Genomic DNA, 21,197 nt, shown 5'->3' with positions numbered 1-21,197 from the left:
AAGGCGGAGCGATACGATCCGGACGCACCCGCGACAGCGTAACCGGTCCCGGCGGCAGCAGGTTAAGGAAGCAGCGTCGCCATCCATTGACAAGAGGCACAGGTCGGCCGAGCCGTTTGCGGGGCTTCTCGACCGGCTGAGCCTTCGTCCGGCTCATGATCAAGACCTGCCTAGTCCGGGACAAGCCCCGGCGTGAATCTCGCCCGGTTTGCGCATCGTAGCCGCGCATGATCTTCTGAAGCACCGTACCACTTGGCTGGCGGCACCGGATCGATCGCCACCTCGCATGCTGCATATCCCGCCCAGGTCCACCGCAAGACCCTGTGGTGTTCGGGCGGCTCGGCGCTCCGTTGTGACTAGCCCGATGTCGCGCTTGCTCCCGGGACGCGGTTACGTTTCATTAACCATGTAGTCGGGGGGCTTCATGTCGACGCGTCCTGCCAGGTCGGGGTTGGTCATGACAGGGTCGAACATGGAGCTCGCGGAATCGGCCGCAAGGCCGCGCACGCGCGAAACACAGCCCGCCTCGAACTCCGTAGGGACGGAGCGGAACAGGCAAGCCCCGTCGGAGGCGAGTTGGCCATCGACCGATGTCGGCACGCTGCTGCTGCATTGGCTGACGGTCGCGGCCGTCATGGTGAGCCTCGCCACCGGATTGCGCATCTCGGCCGATGCACTCGACGCCGTGATTTCGCGATGGATGGCGCCGATCCTGCCGCAGGGCGAGATCTGGAGCGTCCATATCATCGCCGGCCTCACGCTTTTCGGCACATCGACCGCCTATCTCGTCTATATGGCGCTGAGCGGCCTCGGCAACCGCGTCGCTCTTCGGCGCCTGAAGATGTGGCGGGTGGCCACGACGTCGAAGCTGCGGTGGATGAGCGCGAACATCCTGCTCCATTGGCTGCTCTATGTTCTGGTCGTCGTGCTCACTATCACGGGCATCCTGCTCTATCTCGGCTTCGGCGGCTGGGTCGTTTCCGTCCATGTGACGGCAGCGATGAGCATGCTCGCCTACACGCTCGTCCATATCCTGACGCATTTCGGCTATGGCGGCTGGCTTCAGCTGCTTCGCATCTTCAGGCCGGCCAGGCTCGTGCCGGCCGCGGGACAGCGTAGCCGGCGGCCGCTGCTGATGGCCGCTGTTATCGCGATCCCGGCCGCCGCTGCTGCGGCCGGGATGGATTTCGGCACCCGCGACCAACTGATCGTCGCGCAGACGCGAACCCCGCCGAAGCTGGATGGGGTGCTCGACGACGACGTCTGGCGCAGCGCCCGGCCGGTTCGGGTCAGGACGCAGCAGGGAGCCAACCTCGGCGGATCAGGCGAATCGACCGTCGAGATCCGCGCCGTGCATGACGGCGCCAAGATTTATTTCGCATTCCGCTGGCAGGATCCGACGCGCTCGCTCGCCCGGCTTCCCCTGCTCAAGCAGCAGGACGGCTGGCATGTCGTCGGCGCGCATGCCGGCGATGCCGATGTGGTCGATTTCTACGAGGACAAGTTGGCGGTCATCTTCTCGCGCTCCGATGGGTTTGGAGCTGCCGGAGCGACGCATCTGGGTCCGAAGCCGCTCGACGACAAGCCGTCGTCGCTCAATCAGCGCGGTCTCCATTACACCACCGATGGATCGATCATCGACATGTGGCAATGGAAAGCCTCCCGCGGCGGCCTGCTGGGCTACATGGACGATCAATATATCGGCCCCCCGCGCGAGCCGACGGCCGACGAGGCCGCCAAGCGGGCACGTTACCAAGGCGGCTACTGGAACGATCCCGGTCGGGCCTTCTACAGCTATAATTTCGGCTTCGAAGGACCGGGCGGCTATGCCGGCCCGGTCACACCGAAACGGTTGCCCAACGACCCGGCTGCCGCCATGGCTGCTCTCGGCCGGTTCGACCCGAAGAATCCCGAGCTGATCCATGACGAGGGCACCCGTTGGTGGCTGACCGAGACCGACAGCGCCCCCTACAGCGCGGAGGTCGACGCACGCATACCGGTTGGCACCGTCATGCCCGGCGTGGTGATCACGGGTGCCTATGAGGGAGATCGCGCTCAGATCCGGGCGGGTGCGCGCTGGAAGGACGGGTACTGGACCCTGGAAGCCTCGCGCGATCTCAAGACGGGCAGCGCCTACGATGTCGACTTCGAGCCCCAAACACCCGTCTATATGTGGGTGGCGGTATTCGACCACACGCAGACGCGCCATACGCGGCACGTTCGCCCTGTCACCCTCACCCTGCGCTGAGGCAACGAACCGCTTGTCGGCGAAATCCGATACTCGAACGAGCGCCCGGGTCGCCGCGCCCGTCCGATAGGAGCCGCGGCGATCGAACCAGGGCAAATCGCCTCAATCAGCACCGCGAACAGGGCAGGACATGGCTAAGCAGGCATCCCTTGTCGTGAATGGCAAAGCCGTCGCGGTCTCGCGCGGCGACAGTTTGCTGGAAGGCGCCATGGGCGGGGGTATCGTGATTCCGCATGATTGCTGCACGGGGCAATGCGAGACCTGCCGCGTCCGCGTCTATGCCGGCGAAGTCGATGCAAGGGGAACGCGACAAGGCGATACCGTGCTGGCCTGCCAGGCGCGGGTCATCGGCGACGCCGTCCTCCAGTTCGATGCGGTTCCCGAGATACGCAAGCTGGCGGCGACCGTCTCGGCCATCCGCCCGCTCTCGCCCGACATCATCGAAACGACGCTCTTGCTCAGGAAGGATTTCACCTATCTCCCCGGGCAATACGTCAAATGCAAGTTCAGCGGCTATCCGAGCCGCGACTACAGCCCGACCTTGCGCAGCGATGGAACGGGGGAGCGCAATGAGCTGATCCTGCAGATCCGGCGCCAGGTCGGCGGGGTCGTGTCGCCGGATCTCGGGACGCGCATCCGCCCAGGGCACAAGGTGGCCGTGCAGGGACCTTACGGCAGTGCATTCCACCGGACAGACGGCGGGCGGATCATTCTGATCGCCGCCGGCACCGGCTGGGCTCCCGTCTGGGCCATTGCCCGCGCCGCGCGTTACCGGGAACCCTCGCGTGAGATGGTCGTGATCGTCGGCGCTCGCGATCCCCGCAATCTCTACATGGCAGAGGCGCTGGCATGGTTGGCTGAAACCGGCGTTGCCAGCATCGCCCCCACCAGCAGCGGCGGCAAGGCAGCCGGCATCCTCAGCGGTCGCCCTACCGATCACATGCCGGCGCTTCGGCCGGATGACGCGGTCTACGTGGCCGGCTCCTGCGAGATGGTGGCGGCGGTGCGGATGCGTTGCGAGGCTGCCGGCACGACCTGCTACGCTGACCCGTTCGTCGCCTCGGTGGCCAAGCGGACGATCCGGGACAGGATCGCGGGCCTCCTCTTTGCGCGCACTGTAAACTGGCCCGGGACATCGCAGACCCGGTCCGCCGCCGAAAACCTCCGCCCCTGACGCGGCCGCGCCTCTCGGCGCTCAGGGCGCAATCGGAACGGCGCCGAATTCCCGGATCACACTGCTCGCATCCGGGATGCGGGTGAAGGCGATGAACTTCTCCGCCGCCGGCGTCAGCGCCCCTTCCTTGTAGACATAGGCCACCTCGCCGCTGCTCGAATAGCGCGGATCCAAGGGATGCAGACCATCGATCTTCAGCACCTGCGTGCCGATGTCGAGAACCCGGCTATACGGCCCGAAGCCGATCGTGCCCTCCGTCAGGCGGACGGTCTCGACCGCTTCCTGGGTCGACGTCGCTGTCTTCGAGCGCTCGGTGATTTCGAGTTCTCGCCAACCGGGCATCGTCGCCCGCAAGGTCGTGAGCGTGCTGTCGGCTTCTTCGCGCCGGACGACGCGAATGCGCTGGTCGGCTCCGCCGACGTCCTTCCAGTTGGAAATCCGGCCGGCATAGATGCCCGTCAATTGCTCGCCGCTGAGCTGCGCGACGCCGGCGCTGGGATGAACGAAGAAGGCGCACGCGATCTTGGCCACCGGCACGTAGATCAGGCCGCGTGCCCGCTCGGCATCGGTGAGAACCCGGGCGACGCGCGCCAGCTTCGCCGTTCCCGAACCAACCGCGGCGATGCCACCGCCTGAGCCGATGCTGGGTGGAATCTTGACCTCGATGGTCGGCTCGGCCGCCCTGAAGCGCTGGGCCACGGCCTGAAGCATCTCCACGCCATCCCCGGTGCCGACCACGATCAACTCGTCTGCCCTGGCAGGGTTACAAAGGGTCAGAAGACCAAGAATCAATGCAATAGAGCGCGGTGTCATAGATCGATAAAATCTTCCGCCACGGGATGATCAGAATTGCCATGGCTCCGTGAACAAATTCTAACTGAAAGCGCAAAAATGATAGGTATCTTCTTATACTTATGAATTTACGTAAGCTTCAATGGTTGCTGCTAGAGTGGATGGGAATTTACGTTGTGGAGTGGGCTTCGTGCCGCAGGATCGGGCCAGCGTCAGGCAGATCGATGAATCCGGCCGAATGGATGGGGGCTTGCTGCGCCGTCTCTGGAACTCGATGGGCGCCCGGAGAGCGCGCCTGCGCACGGCTTGGCGCGACTGGATTTCAACCGCGCATATCGGAACGCATCTCGCCTTCGTGGTGATGGTGACGGGAGCCGTAACCTTTGCCGTCGTCGGGCTCGTTGCCCTGTGGCGCCTCAGCGAGGATGCCGTCGAACAGGCCCATGCGCTGGCACAGCTATCCCGCCAGCAGATCGCGCGCAGGCTCGATGCCGAGGCCCTGCTCGCGCAGGCGCGCGTCTCCGTGCTGCTCGGCGAAGCGAGCCGGCAGACGCGGTATCTCGCCCAGCGGCTCGACATCGTGAAGGCGGTCGGCTCCGCCAATCACGTCGCGATCCAGGAGTTGCTGGCCCCCGCCAGCGTGACCGGCGAACTCGACGCTTTGCTCGTCGCCGATGCGACCGGAACCGTCATCGGCGGCAGCCGCGCGTCAGATCTGCTCGCGGCTTCGGAAGCCCTCTCCGTCCTCGGCGTCAAGGAGGCCATCACCTCGATTTTCAAGGATAATCGACGCCTGGTCAGATGGTCGCATCATGCAACCTACCGGGTGTCCGAAAGCTTCAACGTCGCGGTAGGGCTCCCGGAAGGCCGAACGATCGCACATCTCGCGATCGAACCGGTTTTTGACGACTTCGGCGATGTGGTGGGAGCGCTGATGGGGCTGAGAACACTCGCCCCTTCGGAGAAGACGCTCGAGCTCTTCGCCGGAATCGTCCAGGCCGGGGTCGCGGTCGTGGATGGCGACAGGATCATCTCCGCCGGCGGTGAGCCGCCCGTCGGCCTGAAGCCACTCGCTCCGCAAACGCCGGACGGTCTCATCGGCATGGCCGGCAGTGGGCGCGTGGCGCGCTGTGTCACCGACGAACTCGGTCTTCGGATCTGCGTTCACGTCGACGCCGCGCAGGTTGAGGAAACGCAAAAAGAGCTGCAGCGCATCAGCGAGCGTCAGGCGGGGACCCTGTTTCGATGGTTCCTGCTTCTCGCCGCCGGCGCGCTCGGCGTGCTGGTCGTGGTGGTCTTGATCAGCGTCAAGCGCGCCACCCGCGGCCTGCCTCAATTGGCGTCCGCCGCGACGTCAGTGGCGCGCGGCGATCTCGACATCCCCTTCAACGCATCCGGCATCGGCGAGGTACGCAGCCTCGGGCAAGCCTTCGAAGTGATGCTCTCGAACCTTCGCGAGAGCCTCGGCCGCATTCGGCAGCTTGCCTTCTTCGATCAGATGACGGAGCTCGCCAACCGGGAGAAGATCCGCATCGACGGGATGAGCACCCTGCTGAGCGGCAAGGATGTCGTGGCCTTCTTCTTCATCGACGTCGACCGCTTCAAGTCCATCAACGATACGTTCGGCCATAAGACGGGGGACGTCCTGCTTCGGCAGTTGGCCTCTCGTCTCAAGCAGTTCTTCGAGGAGCGGCTGGAGGCCGGAGACTTCCGTCATTTCTCGGCCGGACGCTTGAGCGGTGACGAGTTCCTGATCATTCTGAGCGGTCCGCTGACCATCGATGGTCTCCGCGCCTGTGCAGAAGCTCTGATCCACAGATTGAGCGAGAATTACGTTATCGATCGTACCCATATGACGATCGGAGCAAGCATCGGAATCGCCGTCTCCGGTCGGGATGGCGTCAGATATGACGAGCTTCTCGTCAACGCCGATGTCGCGATGTACGAAGCCAAACGGAAAGGGCGGAACTCTTTCGCGTTCTTCACCGCGGAAGCAGCGGAGCTCATGCATGAGCGGCGAGCGCTCGAGCAGGATCTGCGCACCGCCTTGCGGAACGGCTCGCTCGACGTCTTCTACCAGCCGATGATCTCGCTGGCCGACAACGGAGTTGTGGGAGCCGAGGCTCTGGTGCGTTGGGCGCATCCCTCGCGAGGCGCTATTGCGCCTGGAAAATTCATCAGTATCGCGGAAGAGGCAGGCCTGATCGCCGAACTCGGCCAATTCGTCCTCGCGCGGGCGATCGAGGAGCTTCGCCATGCGAGCGACATCAGGATCTCGGTCAATGTCTCGGTCCTGCAGCTGGAAGACCCGACTTTTGCCGCCTCGGTGGAGAACTGCCTCCTGAAGGCAGGGGTGCCGCCCTCGCGCCTGGAGTTGGAGGTCACCGAGTCCGTAGCCATGCGGGCCTCGGACGTCGTTCAAAGACAGTTGCGGCAATTGCGGGCGCTTGGCGTCCGCTTCTCGATCGACGATTTTGGAACCGGCTACTCCAACCTCTCGATGCTGGCCCGCCTGAAGTTCGATACGCTCAAGATCGATCGTTCGCTGGTTCAGGGCGCGCGAGCGGGCGTCGAACAACAGGTGATCGTCCGGACGATTCTGTCGTTGTCGCGCTCGCTGGGCTTCGGCACCATCGTCGAGGGCATCGAGCAGGCCGAGGATCTGGCCTTCGTGATGAGGGAGGGTGCCGATGTGGCTCAAGGCTACTATTTCAGCGAGGCAATTCCGATCGGGAGCTTTGAGGCTTTCGTGAATGCGAGACGCCTGCGCCGGATATCCAGCTCAGGTAAATCGCACCTGACCCGGCTCGAATCTTATGCGGATATCAAGCGCCTCTCGCGATAGGCCGCCAACGCTCGGGCCGACTTGCCTGACGATCGCATCGGACCCGATCTCGCATGCCTGCTTATTTGGAAGCGCGGTGAGAAGCGGCGGCGCCAGCGGCCTGCGGCGCTTGAGCAGGCCCTCTTCCAGCCTTTGGCCTGGTCGTCGGAGGGAAACCTTCGCGAGCGGTCAATCGAGCGGTCGCGGTTTTTCAGCGGCCGTTTACCGGAGCGCGATAGTTCATCATGCATGTATTCCCGTCCAGTGACGGAGGAGCCGCCGTGCCGCCCAGAGCAAATGCCCCTGCCGGCGGTTTCGCCCCACGCCTGCATCGCTTCATGAGCGTGACGCTGGAACTTGCTCCTGACGTTCTCGTGCCGCGCCAGGAGACCGAGCTCCTCGGAAGAAGCGCGATCGCGATCCTTCACGACCGCGCTCCGGGCTCCACGGTGATCGACATGTGCTGCGGCTCGGGCAACCTTGCCTTGGCCATCGCGGCGGAGGTTTCATCGGCCCGGGTCTGGGCGGCGGACATGACCGACAGCACGGTTGCTCTGGCCCGCAGCAATGCCGAACGTCTGGCCGTTCAGGACCGTGTCGCCGTCAGGCAAGGAGATCTGTTCGGTGCTTTGTCGGAGGATGGGCTTGCCGGCGCTGCCGACGTCATCGTCTGCAACCCGCCCTATATCTCGACCGCGCGCCTCGAAGGCGAGAGCGCCCATCTGCTCGAAGCCGAGCCGCGCGAGGCCTTCGACGGTGGGCCTTACGGCATCTCGATCCATCAGCGGCTGATCCGCGACGCGGTCGATTTCCTCAAGCCGGATGGCTGGCTGCTATTCGAATTCGGGCAGGGGCAGGACCGCCAGATCGCCGCGCTGATAGCCAGAACCAAGACCTATGACCCCGTGACCTTCGCTACCGACGAGGACGGCGTGCCGCGCGTCGCGCTCGCTCGCAAACTGCGGAACGCAGATTCCGCGACCTCATCCTCGGCCGGTTGAGCATGAGCCAGGTTCGTCCCCTGCAGGCCGCGGATATTCCGGCTGTCGCCGGGCTCTTTCAAAGGACCTTCCGGAACGGCAGGAGACCGCCGCCTCCGGCGCTCGAAACCTATCTGCGCCGGCTGTATCTTGAGGGGCCGGTGTGCGACCCGGATATCGCATCCCTTGTCCATGTCGCGAGCGAAGGCGACATCTCCGGCTTCGTCGGCGTGAACGTGCTGCCGATGAGCCATGGCCCCCGCAAGCTGCGTGCGGCCATCTGCGGTTCGCTGATGGCCGAGCAGCGGACGAACGACCCGATGGCCGGCGCAAGGCTGCTCAGGACATTCCTGGCCGGGCCGCAGGACATCTCCTTCAGCGAGACCGCGAACGCCCTCTCGACCCAGATGTGGACGAGACTGCGCGGTGTCGCCCTGCCCCAATACAGCCTGGACTGGCTCCGGGTGATCCGGCCCTCGGCCTTCATGCTCGACATGGCCTCGCGTCGGATCGGAGCCGCCCGCCGGTTCGATCCGCTCGCGCGCGGCCTCGACCGCTACCTTCGCGGGCGGATGCAGGAGAACGAGCTGCGTTGGACCGGTGTCCCGGCGATCTGGACGAGCAAGGGCCTCAAGGTCACCGAAATCGATCAGGCCGGCTTTGCGGCCCTCGTAGAGCCGCTGACGCGGCAGTTCGCCCTCCGCCCCGATTGGAGCGAGGAGCAGCTTGCACACATCATCGCCGAGGCGTCCCGGAAACCGGACTATGGCGAGGTGGTCTTCGCGTCCGTCTCCTCTGCCACAGGGGCCCTGATCGGCGCCTTTCTCTACCATGCCCATCCCGGCCGGGTCGCACGCGTCCTGCAGGTTCTGGCCATGCCGGGACAGGCTGGAGCCGTCATCGACTGCCTGATCGGCGATGCGGCTGAGCGCGGCGCGGCCGGTCTGCGCGGCCGGACGCAACCTGCCCTGCTCGCCGCGATGCTGGGCCGGCGGGTTGCCTTCACGCAGCCCGCCTCAACGGTCGTGCATTCGCGCGACGAGGAGCTGGTGAACGCGTTCCTGAGCTCGCAAGGCTTCTTCAACGGGCTGGCCGGCGAACACTGGAACCGCCTGGCCGGAGAGCCGTTCGAGTAAGCCGCCGTTGCAAGCGCGGCGAAGCCATCAAGCTGGCCGCGCACGATCGCTGGATCCCTCGGCTCTGCAACGATGCTGATCGGCGCCCGTTTCCGCGGTGCCGGTCTCAGCCGCCGATTTCTGTGACGGGGCGGACGAGCTGCGGGCCAAGGTGCAGATAGCGCGTCGCCCTGCGCTTGGCGGCGATATCGGCCCAGACCCGTTCGACCTCGACCGCGGTCAGCTTCGCGGCGGCGCCGACCTCTGCTGCCGAGATGCCGTTGTTGAGGCCGAAGAGGCAAAGATCCATGCGATCGTAAGGCAGGGAGAAGTAGAACTCCTCCTGCGTCTGCGCGAGGGAATAGGTGTCGGTCGTCGGCGGCCGCCGGCGGATCTCCTCGGGAATGCCGAGATGCGCGGCGAGGGCATAGACCTGGCTCTTGTAGAGATGCGCGATCGGCTTCACGTCCGCGGCGCCGTCGCCGTTCTTCACGAAGAAGCCCTGGTCGTATTCGAGCCGGTTCGGCGTACCCAGCACGGCGAAATTCAGCCGGTCGGCGTGATAGTACTCGATCTGCTTGCGCGTGCGCTGCTTCATGTTGGTGGCTGCGACGATGCCGAGATAGACCGCCGGCGGCATACGCAGCTTGGTCTGGCGGCCCTCGGGGTCCTGAACCACCAGTGAAGAGATGTTGTAGCCGTCCCCGGCGAGCGAATTGGCGATGACGATCTTCGAGGCCCAGCCAGGCCCGTAACCCGGCACCAGCTCGCGGATGAAGGCATCGCGCCGCTCATAGCAGCCCATTGCCTGCAGCGTCGGTCCGATATCCTCCACGACCGCCTCGACGCCAAAGGTCTCGGCGACCAGCCGGCCGAGGCGCAGGCTCTCGGGATCGGAGTCGCTTTCCGGCATGAACAGGCAGAAGACGTTCTTCGCCCCGGCAGCGCGCACGGCCAGCGCGACCGAGACGCTGGAATCGATGCCGCCGGAAAGACCGAGCACGAGGCCGCGCTTGCGCATGCCACGGAGCTGCCCGCGCAGTCCGGTCACGATGCGGTCGGTTTCCGCGGTGTTGTCGAGCATCAGCACGTCAGCCGAGAAGGCCGGACGACTCGGGGCAGGAGAGATGTTCATTCCGCCGCTCCCAGCGTTTCGGCCGCCAGCCTTCGGCTGACCTTTCCGGTATCCGTCTTCGGCAGCTCATGGCGGAATTCGATGAGCTTCGGCACCATGAAATCCTCGAGATGACCAGCGCAGTGGCGAATGATGTCCCGTTCGCTCAAGCTCTCGTCCGAGCGAACGACGACGGCGGCGATGGCGTGGCCAAGCACCGAGTCCGGCACACCGGTCACCACGGCTTCGGCAATGCCGGGATGGGCATGGAGAACGGCCTCGACTTCCTTCGGAGCAACCTTTTCGCCGCGCGTCTTGATGATGTCGTCCTTGCGGCCGACGAAATAAAGGAAGCCGTCGTCATCCGTCCGGAACAGGTCGCCGGTATGGAGGCGCTTTTCCCAGGGAAACGGGCCGGGGCGCAGCATCTGCGCAGTCGCGACTTCGTTGCGCCAATAGCCCTGCATGACATGCGGTCCGCGGATGACCAGCTCGCCCGCGACGCCGGGCGGCGCGCGGTTGCCCTCATCGTCGACGACGATCGCTTCCGTGTTGGGAATGGCGATGCCGACGGAGCCCGGCCGGCGGTCCAGCTCCTCCGGCGGCAGATAGGTGCAGCGCTTGCACTCGGTCAGGCCATACATCGAATAGAGCCGAACGCCAGGGAAGAGTTCGCGCAGGCGCGCGATGTGCGGGGGCGGCAGGGCCGCGGCGGTGTTCGAAATATAGCGCAGGCTCGGCAGGAAACCCGGTTCGACGTCGCGCATCTGCAGGATCAGCGCGGCCATCGTCGGCACGAGCGGGAAGCCGGTGACCTGCTCGGCGCGGATGCGCTCGAAGATCGCCTGCGGAAAGGCGAAGGACTTTTCGAGGACGAGGGTCGCACCAAGCCGCATCGCCATCAGCAGCTGATAGAGGCCGTAGTCGAAAGCAAGCGGCAACACGTTGAGGATGATGTCGTCGGGGGTGTTGCGCAGATAGCTGGTGATCGAGTCCGCGGCAGCATCGATATTGCGATGCGTCATCATCACGCCCTTGGGGCGGCCGGTGGAGCCCGAGGTGTAGATCAGCATGGCAAGGTCGACGTCGATCCCGCCATGGTTCACGGGCCCGGGCGCGACTTCGAGACAACCCTCGAAGGAGGCGGCGCCATCCGGCACAAGGCCCGATGGTCCTTGCGTCGACGCGACGAAGAAGGGCCGGTCCGACAGCGCACGCGCCTGCGCCACGATGGGCATCAGCTTCGCCTGGGTCAGGATCGCGGCAGCCTCGCAATCGCCGATGACATAAGCGAGCTTGTCGGCCTTGGTGGAGGCGTTGATCGGGCTGAAGGTCGCGCCCGCCTTGAGAACCGCGAAGATCGAGACGACGGCTTCCCAGCAATTGTCCATGAAGACGAGAACGCGGTCGCCGCGCTGCACGCCACTCGCGGCGAGAGCAGCCGCGAGCCGGTTCGACAGGTCGTCCAACTCGTCATAGCGCAACCGCTTCTGCTCGGTGACCAGCGCGGTCTTCGCGCCACGCGCCGCCGCGCTTGTGATGAGGAATTGCTCGACCCGCATGAACCAGAACCGTCAGGCCGCCGCGAGCGCTGCGGTCTTCAATGCGATGAAGGCCGTGATGCGCGCCAGTGAATCGAGATTGGCCGGCACGATATCGGCGTCCGCGACGGCGATCTCGTAACGGTCTTCGATGAAGGCCACGAGTTCCAGAACGCCGGTCGAGTCGATGATGCCGTTCTCGATGAGCGAGTCTGTATCGGCGATGGCGTGGGTGGTGTCGCCGAACAGAAAATTCTCGATGACGAAGGCCTTCACGGTGTCGCGGATCGTATCTGTCATATCGTTTTCCTCTCTTGATGGTGTCAGGCGGCCTTGGCGCTGCAACTGCCTGCGCCGGTGAAGGCCGTCAGCCAGAGTTGCGTCGACAGAATGCCGACGAAGGCCGCATTGTCGCGAAAGCCGGAGGCCGGGTGGCGACTGCATTTCTCGTGCAGCTTTGCCACCGCCTTTGGATTGAAGAGGCCGCCGGCACCGATCTCGGCTTCGCTCAGCGCCGTCCGGACATAGTCTCCCGCCCCCGCCCCCACGAAGGATTGGCTGTCCGGCGCGCGATAGGGCTGCTTGGGTCGCCTGCCGATCGCGGGCGGCAGCAGATCCTTGGTCGCCTCGCGGAGAATATGCTTCTCCACGAGCCCCTTCAGCTTCATCTCGGGAGGAAGCCCGGCGGCAAACTCGACCAGACGATGGTCGAGGAAGGGAAAGCGGCCCTCGATGCCATGGGCCATCGCCATGCGGTCACCCTGGCTCGACAGGATATAGCCGGGCAGAAGGAAGCGGGCCTCCAGATATTGCGCCTGGTGCAGGGGGTGCCAGCGGGCGAAAGCCTCGGGCAGCCGCGCTGCGAGGTCCTCGGCGGCATCATATCCCGACAATGTGGCCCGCAGGTCACCCGAGAAGAACAGTTTCGTCGCTGCCGTGCCGTCGAGCCGCGCCCGATGGGAGAACAGCGGGTCGTCAAGCCCCGTGCCGCCAGCCCCGAAGAACGAGGCCAGATATTCGGCCGATTGCTGCCTCAGCCCCGGCAGATAGGGGTAGAGCTTGCGGAACAGATGCGGCCGGATGCGGGAGCCGGGCTGCCTGGCGCAGAAGCGGCGAACCCTGGCCTCCTTGAAAATATCGTAGCCGGCAAAGACTTCATCCGCACCTTCGCCGGTCAGCACCACTTTCAAGCCGGCCTCGCGCACGAGGCGCGAAAGCTTGTAGAGCGGGGCCGGGGCAGTCCTGAGGATCGGGCGCTCGGTGAAGCGGATCACATCGGGAAACACGGCGGCGATATCGCCCTCGCCGCAAGCGACGGAGCTGTGATCGGTGCCGAGCGCGCGCGCCATCTCGAGCTGAAAGGCGCTCTCGTCATGTTCGGCGCTGGCGAAGGTGACCGAGAAGGTTTTCAGCCGGCCCGGCGCCATGCCCGCCGCCAGCGCCGATGTGATGGAGGAATCGAGGCCGCCGGAGAGATAGGAGCCGACCGGCACATCGGCGCGCATGCGGATGCGCGTCGCCTCCGTCAGCAGGGCGCGCAGTTCCTCGGCCGCGGCGCGCTCGTCCCGGTGCCGGGGCAGCGTCTCCCGGTCGGGATAGTCCAGTTTCCAATAGGGCCGCGTCGAGACGCCGCCCTCCTGCACGATCATCAGGCTGGCAGGTTCGAGTTCGTAGATGTCGCGGAAGGCCGTGCGCGGCGCGATCGGAGCCCAGAGCGTGAAGATCTGGTCGAGCGCGACCGGATCGAGCTCGGCCACGACGCCCGGGACCTGGAGCAGCGCCTTGACCTCCGAGGCGAAGTAGATCCGTTCGCCCTGCCTCGTATAGAAGAGCGGCCGAACCCCCATCCGGTCGCGCGCCAGAACCATGCGGCGGCGGCGACCGTCCCAGAGCGCAAAGGCGAAATCGCCATTGAGCATGGAGACGCAATCCTCGCCCATCTCGTCATAGAGATGCAGGATCACTTCAGTGTCGCTGCTCGTCCGGAATTGGCGACCTTTGGCGCGCAACTGCTCGCGCAGTTCCACATAATTGAAGATCTCGCCGTTGAAGGCGATCGTCAGTTCCCCGGTCGCATCGGACATGGGCTGCTGGCCGTCGCCGAGGCCGACGATGGACAGCCGCGCATGGCCGAGGCCGGCTGCTTTTGCGGTGAAGAAGCCCTGCCCGTCCGGGCCGCGATGCGCAATGGCGGCCGTCATCCTTTCAAGGAGCGCCCTCCCATCCCGGACAAGGCCGAAATAGCCGCCAAAACCGCACATGCCGAGATAATTCCGAGTCTATCAGCGCGGCTCGGACTATAGCCAGCAACACACCGGCAGGCGTTAAAGATCCGCGGCTATTCGCAGGAATGGTAAATTTGACGTCGCGTCCGGGACGCTTTTTTCCCGCGAATACGGCTCGGCCGAGAGGCGCTCGTCAGGCAAGCGGAAGGACGCGCAGAAACATGGGTCCCGCGCGGACGTGGCGACCTCGCCCTCGCAAGCCGGCGCGCAAGACAGGAAACGTCAACGCGAAATGCCCGTCTCGCGGGTTCACCGGCGGTGGGTTGACCGTTCCGCCGGTCGGTCCCGGCATCAAATTCGCATCGACGGGAACGGAGCTGGCCCGGCAGCGTCGTCCTCGGCGCATCCGGAAATCGGTCAATCGCGAGGAGGCTTACCAGTGCATATACACGCATATGCCGAGATTGTGATTCCAGCGTTACTTGATCATCCCATAATTCATACTAATTCGTGAGCGATAATACCTAATATCACCTCGACAAAATTTTCCATCGATTTAGATTAGAGCTACATTTTATTTTATAGATATTTTTATATTCGGAAGAAATACGTGGATATCATCGGTAATACATTCATCAATATCAATCTCCCTTCCGTTGAAGTCGAGCATTTGATCTCATATTATGAACGTATATTGGGTTACAATTTTAGGCACGAGGCAGAAGCGAGCGGATCAGGCAGCAACAAACTCCTCTCGATCAAGGTCGCCAACACGACAATCATGTTGTCGAGGGTGTCGCAGAGCCTCGAAGGAGCTTTCGCCGATTGCCCGGACAACATCACCGCCATCTTCGTCCTGTCGGGGGATGTGAGACTGGAGGTCGAGGATGGGCTCCTGACTTGTCGCAGAGGCGACGGAGTTGCGCTGAACACCTCCCTGGCGCGCCGCGTGACCTTTTTGGCGGGAACTGAATTCTGCATGTTCAGGGTCAGGATCGATGACATCGTTCCGCTCCTGGAAAGACTGGCCGGCCGGCGGCTCGACGAGCAGCTCCAGATCACCACCAGCTTCGATATCCGTTCGGGAACCGGGTCCGTGCTTGCCGCGATTCTCGCTGCGACCGTCGTCGGATCGGCGGGGGACGATACCCAGGCGATCTCGCCATGCGCGGCCGATTTCCTCCAATCGAGCTGGGTCGCGCTCGTCCTGGAAAACCTCCCCCATAATTACTCGCAGGGCATGTCGCGCGGCAGCACGCAACATGCTCCCCTGCACGTCAGGCGAGCCGTCGACTACATTCTCGCCCATGCTTACGAGGATATTGCGGTCCAGGACGTAGCTCGCGCGGCGGGGATCGGCCTTCGAACGCTGCAGCAGAGTTTCAGAAAGGTCCTGCAGACGTCGCCGCAGGAATACATCAAAGCCGCCAGGCTGCACGGCGCGCGCCGCGAGATCGAGGATCCGCATTCGGAGCACTCGGTCGAGGAGATCGCGCGCAAATGGGGCTTTGCCAACCGCGGTCATTTCGCCGCGCAGTACCGCAGGCTTTTCGGCGAGCTGCCGTCCGAGACCCGCCGCGCACGTTGAATGCCGGCCCAGCCGAGACGGAGCGGTCCCGGCGACGCCGACGCACAAGTTTCGCACATGGTAAACGCGGGGTTACGCGACGACCCCGCAGTGACTCCGGGAGCGCATGCCCGACTCGTCGCGCGAATAATCGTAAAGAATTGGATAATATTCGTCGCGGCACTATTAATATGTCATCAATCTAGCTCGTAAGAAATGCGCCCCCAGATGATGCTTTCATTTGGAGGCCGCCAAGGATGCCGCGGACGACACCGGAACGGATCGCCACACCGGTTCGACTCAGCTTGCCGACCGATTGTTCGATCAGGGGCATCGGCGCCGTCGCGGAAAGGATGCGCGACCTGCTTGCCGCAGGCCAACCCGCCGAGATCGACTGCGCGAATATCGAGGCCGCCGACATTGCCCTCGTGCAACTCGTCGTCAGCGCCCGCCGCAGCTTCGCCGCGCGCAGGCTGCCGCTGACGATCGAGGGGGCTTCGGCCGCCGTTCGTTCGGCCTTCGCCCGCGCCAGCGTCTCGCTGGCGTAAACACCCGCCTTCTTTCCGGAAAGTGACGATTATGGCCAGCGTTCTGACGGTGGACGATTCTCCCAGCATTCGACAGATGATCAAGCTCGTCCTTGGCGGAGCCGGCCACGAGGTGGCCGAGGCCGGCGATGGCGCCGATGGGCTGGCGAGGGCGAAGGCGCAGCGCTTCGACCTCGTAATCACCGATCTCAACATGCCGGTGATGAACGGGCTGGACATGATCCGCGGCATGCGGGCGCTGCCTGGGCTCACCGGCGTGCCGATCGTCTTCCTGACGACCGAATCCAATGACGCGGTGAAGCAGCAGGCCAAGGCCGCGGGCGCAACGGGCTGGATCACCAAGCCCTTCAAGCCGGAACAATTGCTGGCGGTTGTCGCCAAGCTGGTGCGCTGATGCTGGACCTCGATCCGGCAGAGACCTTTCGGCAGGAAGCCGCCGAGCTGCTCGAGACGCTCGAGACGGTCCTGCTCGACCTCGGTCAGCGGCCCGGAGAAGGCCATCTGGTCGATGCAGCCTTCAGGGCCCTGCATACCATCAAGGGCTCCGGCGCCATGTTCGGCTTCGACCGCGTCGCCGCCTTCACCCACGATTTCGAAACCGCCTTCGACCTGATCCGCAAGGGTCGGATCGAGGCGAACCATGACATCGTTACCGTCGCGCTCTCGGCCAAGGATTACCTCCGGATCCTCATCGAAGATCCCGACTCCACAGACGAGATTATCGGGGAGGCTATCGTGGCGGCACTCCACCGCTTGGTCTCGGGGCTCGAAGCAGCGCCGGCAGAGGCGCATGCGCCGACCACGTCTGATCAGGCGCCGGGTTGGCTGATCGACATCGCGTTCCGGCCGGACATCCTGCGCAACGGCACCAATCCGCTGAACCTCCTGGACGAACTGCGCGACCTCGGCCCGTGCACGGTAACCGCTCGTCTCGACGACGTGCCCGATCTCACTGCGCTCGACCCGGAGGGCTGCTTCATCGCCTGGCGTGTCGCGTTGAGAGCCTCGTGCCCGCGCGAGGCGATCGAAGACGTCTTCATATTCGTGCGAGACGAAATGGCACTCGCGATCACGCCGTTCGACGCCGGCGCCTCGCGAGAAACGCTGGCTCCGTCCGGGGGCCTGGTCGATGCCGATGCCGAGACAGCACCCGCATCGGCCGCGCCCAATCCGTCGGTCGCGGGCACGGACAGGCCCGTCGAAAAGACCGAATACAATCGCCGGGCGGACGACAAGAGCTCGACCGTGCGCGTCCAGGCCGAACGGCTCGACGAGCTCATGGATCGTGTCGGGGAACTGGTCATCGCCCAGGCTCGGCTCTCCCAGCTTGCCCATGCCAGCGACGACCTCGCCATCAAGGCGATCGCCGAGGAGATCGAGAGGCTCGCCTCCGGCCTGCGCGACACGACCATGGGCGTGCGCATGGTGCCGATGGGCTCGCTCTTCGGGCGTTTCCGCCGTCTCGTCCACGATCTCGCCCGCGATCTCGCCAAGCCGGTCGAATTCGTCACGGTCGGCGAGGACACCGAGATGGATAAGACGATGATCGAGCGCCTCGCCGACCCGCTGGTCCACCTCATCCGCAACGCCATCGACCACGGCATCGAGAGCCCAGAGCGCCGTGCTATTGTCGGCAAGCCGGCGATCGGCCGCATCGAGCTCTCCGCACGCTATGTCGGTGCCCAGGTCCTGGTCTCGGTGCAGGATGACGGCGGCGGCCTCGACACCGCCCGTATTCGCGCCAAGGCCGAGGAGCAGGGCCTGCTTCAGGCCGGCGCTGGCCTCTCCGACAACGAGGTCCATCAGTTCCTCTTCCACCCGGGATTTTCGACGGCGCGGGCCGTCTCGGCGCTGTCCGGCCGTGGCGTGGGGATGGACGTGGTGAAGCGCACCATCGAGGGCATGCGCGGGTCGATCGATCTGGCCACCCTTCCCGGTCGAGGCTCGTCCGTGACGCTGCGCCTGCCACTGACATTGGCGATCATCGACGGACTGCTGATCCGGGTCGGCGGCGGTCGCTACATCATCCCGCTCTCGGCGGTCGAAGAATGCATCGAGCTGACCGCGGCCGACGAGAACCGCTCCAGGGGCCGCAGCTTCCTCAGCGTGCGCGGAGAGCTCGTCCCCTTCCTGCGGCTGCGCGAGCAGTTTGGCGCGGAAGGCGAGCCCGACCCGCATCCCAAGGTCATCATCATCTCGACCGGCGAGGTCAGGGTCGGCCTCGTGGCCGACCAGATCATCGGCAGCCACCAGACGGTGATCAAGTCGCTATCGAAGCTGCATGCCGACGTCACGATGTTCTCGGGCGCCACCATTCTCGGTGACGGTTCGGCGGCGCTGATCCTCGACGTGGCCCAGCTGGTAGGGCTCGGGCAGATGCAGGCCGAAATCGACAAAATGACGGAGGCGGCGTGATGACGCGGACGCAAACGCCCCTCATGCAGGGCAGCCTCTCTCCGAACCCCGCTTCGCGAGGTGCCATGAAGGCCCTGATGATCGGTCTCGGCCCGGAGATCTTCGCGATCGAAACCGAGATGGTCCGGGAGATCATCGATCCCGTGCCGCTGACGCGCGTCGCCGGAGCCCGTCCGCACCTGCCCGGACTGATCAATGTCCGCGGAAACATCATCCCGCTCGCCGATCTGCGCGAGCGCTTCGGGATGCCGCAGGCCGAAGCCACGCCCGACACCCGCATCGTGGTGATCGAGGTCGAGATCGACGACGACCCCGTGACGCTCGGCATCATCGCCGACAAGGTCTACGAGGTCACGGAGATCTCGCGAGATGATATTCAGACGACGCCACGAATCGGTATGAATTGGCGACCCGAGTATATCCAATTCATTACCAAATGGAACGACGAATTTATCATCGTTCCGAGTATATCGACCATATTGATCTAATAAAATCGGCGAAAATCGGGGCTACACATGCGATTTACTATCAAAGCGAAGCTTGCGACGTCGTTCGGCGTCATCATCGCCCTTTCGGTCGCCGCGGGGGGAATTGCCTATAACCGCCTGGCGGAGATGGAGGCGGCCCAGCAGCGCATCTTGCGGCAGGCCAAGCAGGTGAGCCTCCTCGGCGACCTGCAGGCGGAATTCGAAGGCCAGGTCCGCTCCGAGAAGAACGTGATCCTGGCGTCCGAGGGCCGCGACATCGAGGCTTTCGCTGCCGATGTGCTCCAGCGGCGGGAGAAAGCCGGCAAGATCCTCACGGAGATCGAGCAGCGGGCGAGCGATCAGGGCAAGCTTCTGCTCGACAAGGTTATCGGAAGTCGAAAGGCGCTCGACGCCATTCAGGACGAGACCATCCGGCAGGCCAAGCTCAATTCCGGCAACAAGGCCGAGGCACTCTGGACCGCGCGCGGCCTTCCCGCTCTGAACGCCCAGAATGCCGCCTTAGACAGCCTCGGCCGCGATCTCGCTCAGCAGGGCGGCGCGGCATCCGAGGCAGCTGCGCGCCAGGTTCTGATGATGCGCTATCAGACCGCTCGCGCCCTCCGGATGACCTATGAGATCTTCACCGCGGCTGCCGAAGGCGAACTTGCCAGCCGCAGCGCGGCCGCTCTCGCCCAAATGGACATCCTGCGCCCGGCCACCGCATCGGCCCTGTCGGCGCTGAAGGACGCGGGTCTCTCGATCGGGCCTATCGAAGTCCAGTCCGAGCAGTTGCAGACGGCCATGAGGAGCGCCATCGAGGTCGCGCGCGAAGGCGGGAACATCAAGGCGACGCAGCTCAGCAAGGGTGAGGGGCGCAACGCGCTGAACGCCACGATTGCCGCCATGGATCAATACGCCGCCTTCGCCGAAAGGCGGATGAGCGAGATCAGCGCCGACGCGGCCGAGGTGGCGAGCTTCGCCAAGATGCTGCTGACGGCGATCGTCGCGATCTCGGCCTTGATCTCCGTCGCCGTCGCGGCCTGGATCGCTCTCGGCATCAGCCGTGGTCTCGCCGGTGCCGTCGGCCTCGCTAATGCCGTGGCGGCCGGCGACCTGACACGCACCATGAACGTCCGGAGCGATGACGAGGTCGGCGACCTGCTGACCGCCTTGAACGGCACCGTCGAGCGGCTGCGCGAGGTCGTGTCCGATGCTTTGCGTGCCGCCGAAAACGTCTCCGCCGGCTCGCAGGAGCTGTCGGCGAGCGCCGAGCAGCTTTCTCAGGGTTCGACGGAGCAGGCCTCCTCCACGGAGGAGGCCTCGGCCTCGATGGAGGAGATGGCGGCGAATGTGAAGCAGAATGCCGAGAATGCCAGCCAGACCGAGCAGATCGCGGCCCAGTCGGCCAAGGATGCGGAGGCCTCGGGCACCGCGGTCGGCAAGGCCGTGGACGCCATGCAGACCATCGCCTCCAAGATCACCATCATCCAGGAGATCGCGCGCCAGACCGACCTGCTGGCTCTCAACGCGGCCGTCGAGGCGGCTCGGGCAGGTGAGCACGGCAAGGGTTTCGCCGTCGTCGCCTCCGAGGTCCGCAAGCTCGCCGAGCGCAGCCAGGCGGCGGCCGCCGACATCGGCACGCTCTCGACCGATACGGTCAAGGTCGCGCAGGAGGCCGGCTCCATGCTCGCCAAGCTCGTTCCCGACATCAAGAAGACCGCCGAGCTGGTCGAGGAGATCACCGCCGCCTGCCGCGAGCAGGATGTCGGCTCCGCGCAGATCAACCAGGCCATCCAGCAGCTCGACAAGGTAACGCAGCAGAATGCCGCGGCTTCGGAGGAGGTTTCCGCGACGTCCGAAGAGCTCGCGGCCCAGGCCGAGCAGCTTCAGACCGCCATCGCCTTCTTCAAGATCGATGCGGCCGGCCCGGGCGTCGACCGTGCGGTGGAGCAGCTCAAGGCGCAGGCGGCCAGGATGAAGACCGCCTCCGCCCCGAAGGTAGCCAGGCCCGTGGCCAGCAAGCCGCCCGCGGCCAAACCACAGACCAAGGCGGCCTCGGGAGGGTTCTCCTTCGATCTCGACGACGCCCATGATGCGCGGGACGCCGAATTCCGCCGCGCCTCCTGAAACGCGCGGGCGCTTCGCTCCAGCGGAGCGCCCATCCCGCCGGCATCCGGCGCACGACGA

The 21,197-nt window shown here is 64.8% G+C and carries 16 protein-coding genes; 11 read left to right on the top strand and 5 right to left on the bottom strand.

Annotation, left to right across the window (positions count from 1 at the left end; all coding sequences use genetic code 11):
- The first annotated feature begins 457 nt into the window (after positions 1-457).
- Together AB4Z16_RS24325 and AB4Z16_RS24320 are read left to right on the top strand one after the other, a co-directional pair.
- Positions 458-2,248, top strand: a complete 1,791-nt coding sequence (locus tag AB4Z16_RS24325) for an ethylbenzene dehydrogenase-related protein (RefSeq protein ID WP_441513904.1) — start codon at positions 458-460, stop codon at positions 2,246-2,248.
- A gap of 130 nt (positions 2,249-2,378) precedes the next feature.
- Positions 2,379-3,422 carry a 2Fe-2S iron-sulfur cluster-binding protein gene (locus AB4Z16_RS24320; RefSeq protein WP_441513903.1) on the top strand — a complete coding sequence of 348 codons (1,044 nt, stop codon included), beginning with the start codon at positions 2,379-2,381 and terminating at the stop codon, positions 3,420-3,422.
- Positions 3,423-3,443: 21 nt separating this feature from the next.
- Here AB4Z16_RS24320 and AB4Z16_RS24315 read toward each other — a convergent pair whose 3' ends face one another.
- Positions 3,444-4,235, bottom strand: coding sequence for a PstS family phosphate ABC transporter substrate-binding protein (locus tag AB4Z16_RS24315; RefSeq protein ID WP_441513902.1), 792 nt, complete (start codon positions 4,233-4,235; stop codon positions 3,444-3,446).
- A gap of 229 nt (positions 4,236-4,464) precedes the next feature.
- Here AB4Z16_RS24315 and AB4Z16_RS24310 point away from each other — a divergent pair, with 229 nt between their 5' ends.
- The 3 genes from AB4Z16_RS24310 to AB4Z16_RS24300 all read left to right on the top strand — a co-directional run bounded on the left by AB4Z16_RS24310 (position 4,465) and on the right by AB4Z16_RS24300 (position 9,154).
- Positions 4,465-7,059, top strand: a complete 2,595-nt coding sequence (locus AB4Z16_RS24310) for a bifunctional diguanylate cyclase/phosphodiesterase (RefSeq protein ID WP_441513901.1) — start codon at positions 4,465-4,467, stop codon at positions 7,057-7,059.
- 317 nt (positions 7,060-7,376) lie between these two features.
- Positions 7,377-8,039 carry a N5-glutamine methyltransferase family protein gene (locus tag AB4Z16_RS24305; RefSeq protein ID WP_441514013.1) on the top strand — a complete coding sequence of 221 codons (663 nt, stop codon included), beginning with the start codon at positions 7,377-7,379 and terminating at the stop codon, positions 8,037-8,039.
- Positions 8,040-8,041: 2 nt separating this feature from the next.
- A complete protein-coding gene (locus AB4Z16_RS24300; RefSeq protein ID WP_441513900.1) occupies positions 8,042-9,154 on the top strand; it encodes a hypothetical protein in 1,113 nt (370 codons plus the stop codon).
- Between the two features lie 106 nt (positions 9,155-9,260).
- Here the strand turns inward: AB4Z16_RS24300 and nadE are convergent, their stop codons facing one another.
- From nadE to asnB, 4 genes are read right to left on the bottom strand one after another with little or no spacing between them, the layout of a single operon-like run.
- Positions 9,261-10,268 (bottom strand): NAD(+) synthase, encoded by a 1,008-nt coding sequence (gene nadE, locus AB4Z16_RS24295; protein ID WP_441513899.1) that lies wholly within the window; start codon positions 10,266-10,268, stop codon positions 9,261-9,263.
- On the bottom strand, positions 10,265-11,809 hold the full coding sequence (locus AB4Z16_RS24290; protein WP_441513898.1) for a class I adenylate-forming enzyme family protein: 1,545 nt from the start codon (positions 11,807-11,809) through the stop codon (positions 10,265-10,267). The genes nadE and AB4Z16_RS24290 overlap by 4 nt, the downstream gene beginning before the upstream one ends.
- A 12-nt stretch (positions 11,810-11,821) precedes the next feature.
- Entirely contained in the window at positions 11,822-12,088 is a 267-nt protein-coding gene (locus AB4Z16_RS24285; protein ID WP_441513897.1) for an acyl carrier protein, read from the bottom strand.
- A 23-nt stretch (positions 12,089-12,111) separates the two neighbouring features.
- Complete coding sequence (gene asnB / locus AB4Z16_RS24280) at positions 12,112-14,049, bottom strand: asparagine synthase (glutamine-hydrolyzing) (RefSeq protein WP_441513896.1); 1,938 nt, start codon at positions 14,047-14,049, stop codon at positions 12,112-12,114.
- 574 nt (positions 14,050-14,623) lie between these two features.
- Here asnB and AB4Z16_RS24275 point away from each other — a divergent pair.
- The 6 genes from AB4Z16_RS24275 to AB4Z16_RS24250 all read left to right on the top strand — a co-directional run bounded on the left by AB4Z16_RS24275 (position 14,624) and on the right by AB4Z16_RS24250 (position 21,137).
- Complete coding sequence (locus AB4Z16_RS24275) at positions 14,624-15,601, top strand: AraC family transcriptional regulator (protein WP_441513895.1); 978 nt, start codon at positions 14,624-14,626, stop codon at positions 15,599-15,601.
- Between the two features lie 236 nt (positions 15,602-15,837).
- Entirely contained in the window at positions 15,838-16,128 is a 291-nt protein-coding gene (locus AB4Z16_RS24270; RefSeq protein WP_441513894.1) for an STAS domain-containing protein, read from the top strand.
- Between the two features lie 31 nt (positions 16,129-16,159).
- Positions 16,160-16,522, top strand: coding sequence for a response regulator (locus AB4Z16_RS24265; RefSeq protein WP_441513893.1), 363 nt, complete (start codon positions 16,160-16,162; stop codon positions 16,520-16,522).
- Positions 16,522-18,543: a chemotaxis protein CheA gene (locus tag AB4Z16_RS24260; RefSeq protein ID WP_441513892.1), complete on the top strand. Its 2,022-nt coding sequence runs from the start codon at positions 16,522-16,524 to the stop codon at positions 18,541-18,543. The genes AB4Z16_RS24265 and AB4Z16_RS24260 overlap by 1 nt, the downstream gene beginning before the upstream one ends.
- Before the next feature lie 65 nt (positions 18,544-18,608).
- On the top strand, positions 18,609-19,031 hold the full coding sequence (locus AB4Z16_RS24255) for a chemotaxis protein CheW (RefSeq protein WP_441513891.1): 423 nt from the start codon (positions 18,609-18,611) through the stop codon (positions 19,029-19,031).
- Positions 19,032-19,058: 27 nt separating this feature from the next.
- Complete coding sequence (locus AB4Z16_RS24250; protein ID WP_441513890.1) at positions 19,059-21,137, top strand: HAMP domain-containing methyl-accepting chemotaxis protein; 2,079 nt, start codon at positions 19,059-19,061, stop codon at positions 21,135-21,137.
- The last annotated feature ends 60 nt before the right edge of the window (positions 21,138-21,197 follow it).

Source organism: Allobosea sp. TAF32 (assembly GCF_052113585.1).
In the GTDB taxonomy this organism is placed as follows: Bacteria; Pseudomonadota; Alphaproteobacteria; order Rhizobiales; family Beijerinckiaceae; genus Allobosea.
Note: the sequence above shows the minus strand (reverse complement) of the source record. Positions and strands in the feature narration are given on the sequence as shown.

Bases quoted from the DNA above. Each gene is read 5' to 3' on its own strand.
- AB4Z16_RS24325 (WP_441513904.1), top strand. From the start codon at position 458: ATGACAGGGTCGAACATGGAGCTCGCGGAATCGGCCGCAAGGCCGCGC.
- AB4Z16_RS24320 (WP_441513903.1), top strand. From the start codon at position 2,379: ATGGCTAAGCAGGCATCCCTTGTCGTGAATGGCAAAGCCGTCGCGGTC.
- AB4Z16_RS24315 (WP_441513902.1), bottom strand. From the start codon at position 4,235: ATGACACCGCGCTCTATTGCATTGATTCTTGGTCTTCTGACCCTTTGT.
- AB4Z16_RS24305 (WP_441514013.1), top strand. From the start codon at position 7,377: ATGAGCGTGACGCTGGAACTTGCTCCTGACGTTCTCGTGCCGCGCCAG.
- AB4Z16_RS24300 (WP_441513900.1), top strand. From the start codon at position 8,042: ATGAGCCAGGTTCGTCCCCTGCAGGCCGCGGATATTCCGGCTGTCGCC.
- nadE (WP_441513899.1), bottom strand. From the start codon at position 10,268: ATGAACATCTCTCCTGCCCCGAGTCGTCCGGCCTTCTCGGCTGACGTG.
- AB4Z16_RS24290 (WP_441513898.1), bottom strand. From the start codon at position 11,809: ATGCGGGTCGAGCAATTCCTCATCACAAGCGCGGCGGCGCGTGGCGCG.
- AB4Z16_RS24285 (WP_441513897.1), bottom strand. From the start codon at position 12,088: ATGACAGATACGATCCGCGACACCGTGAAGGCCTTCGTCATCGAGAAT.
- asnB (WP_441513896.1), bottom strand. From the start codon at position 14,049: ATGTGCGGTTTTGGCGGCTATTTCGGCCTTGTCCGGGATGGGAGGGCG.
- AB4Z16_RS24270 (WP_441513894.1), top strand. From the start codon at position 15,838: ATGCCGCGGACGACACCGGAACGGATCGCCACACCGGTTCGACTCAGC.
- AB4Z16_RS24265 (WP_441513893.1), top strand. From the start codon at position 16,160: ATGGCCAGCGTTCTGACGGTGGACGATTCTCCCAGCATTCGACAGATG.
- AB4Z16_RS24260 (WP_441513892.1), top strand. From the start codon at position 16,522: ATGCTGGACCTCGATCCGGCAGAGACCTTTCGGCAGGAAGCCGCCGAG.
- AB4Z16_RS24255 (WP_441513891.1), top strand. From the start codon at position 18,609: ATGAAGGCCCTGATGATCGGTCTCGGCCCGGAGATCTTCGCGATCGAA.
- AB4Z16_RS24250 (WP_441513890.1), top strand. From the start codon at position 19,059: ATGCGATTTACTATCAAAGCGAAGCTTGCGACGTCGTTCGGCGTCATC.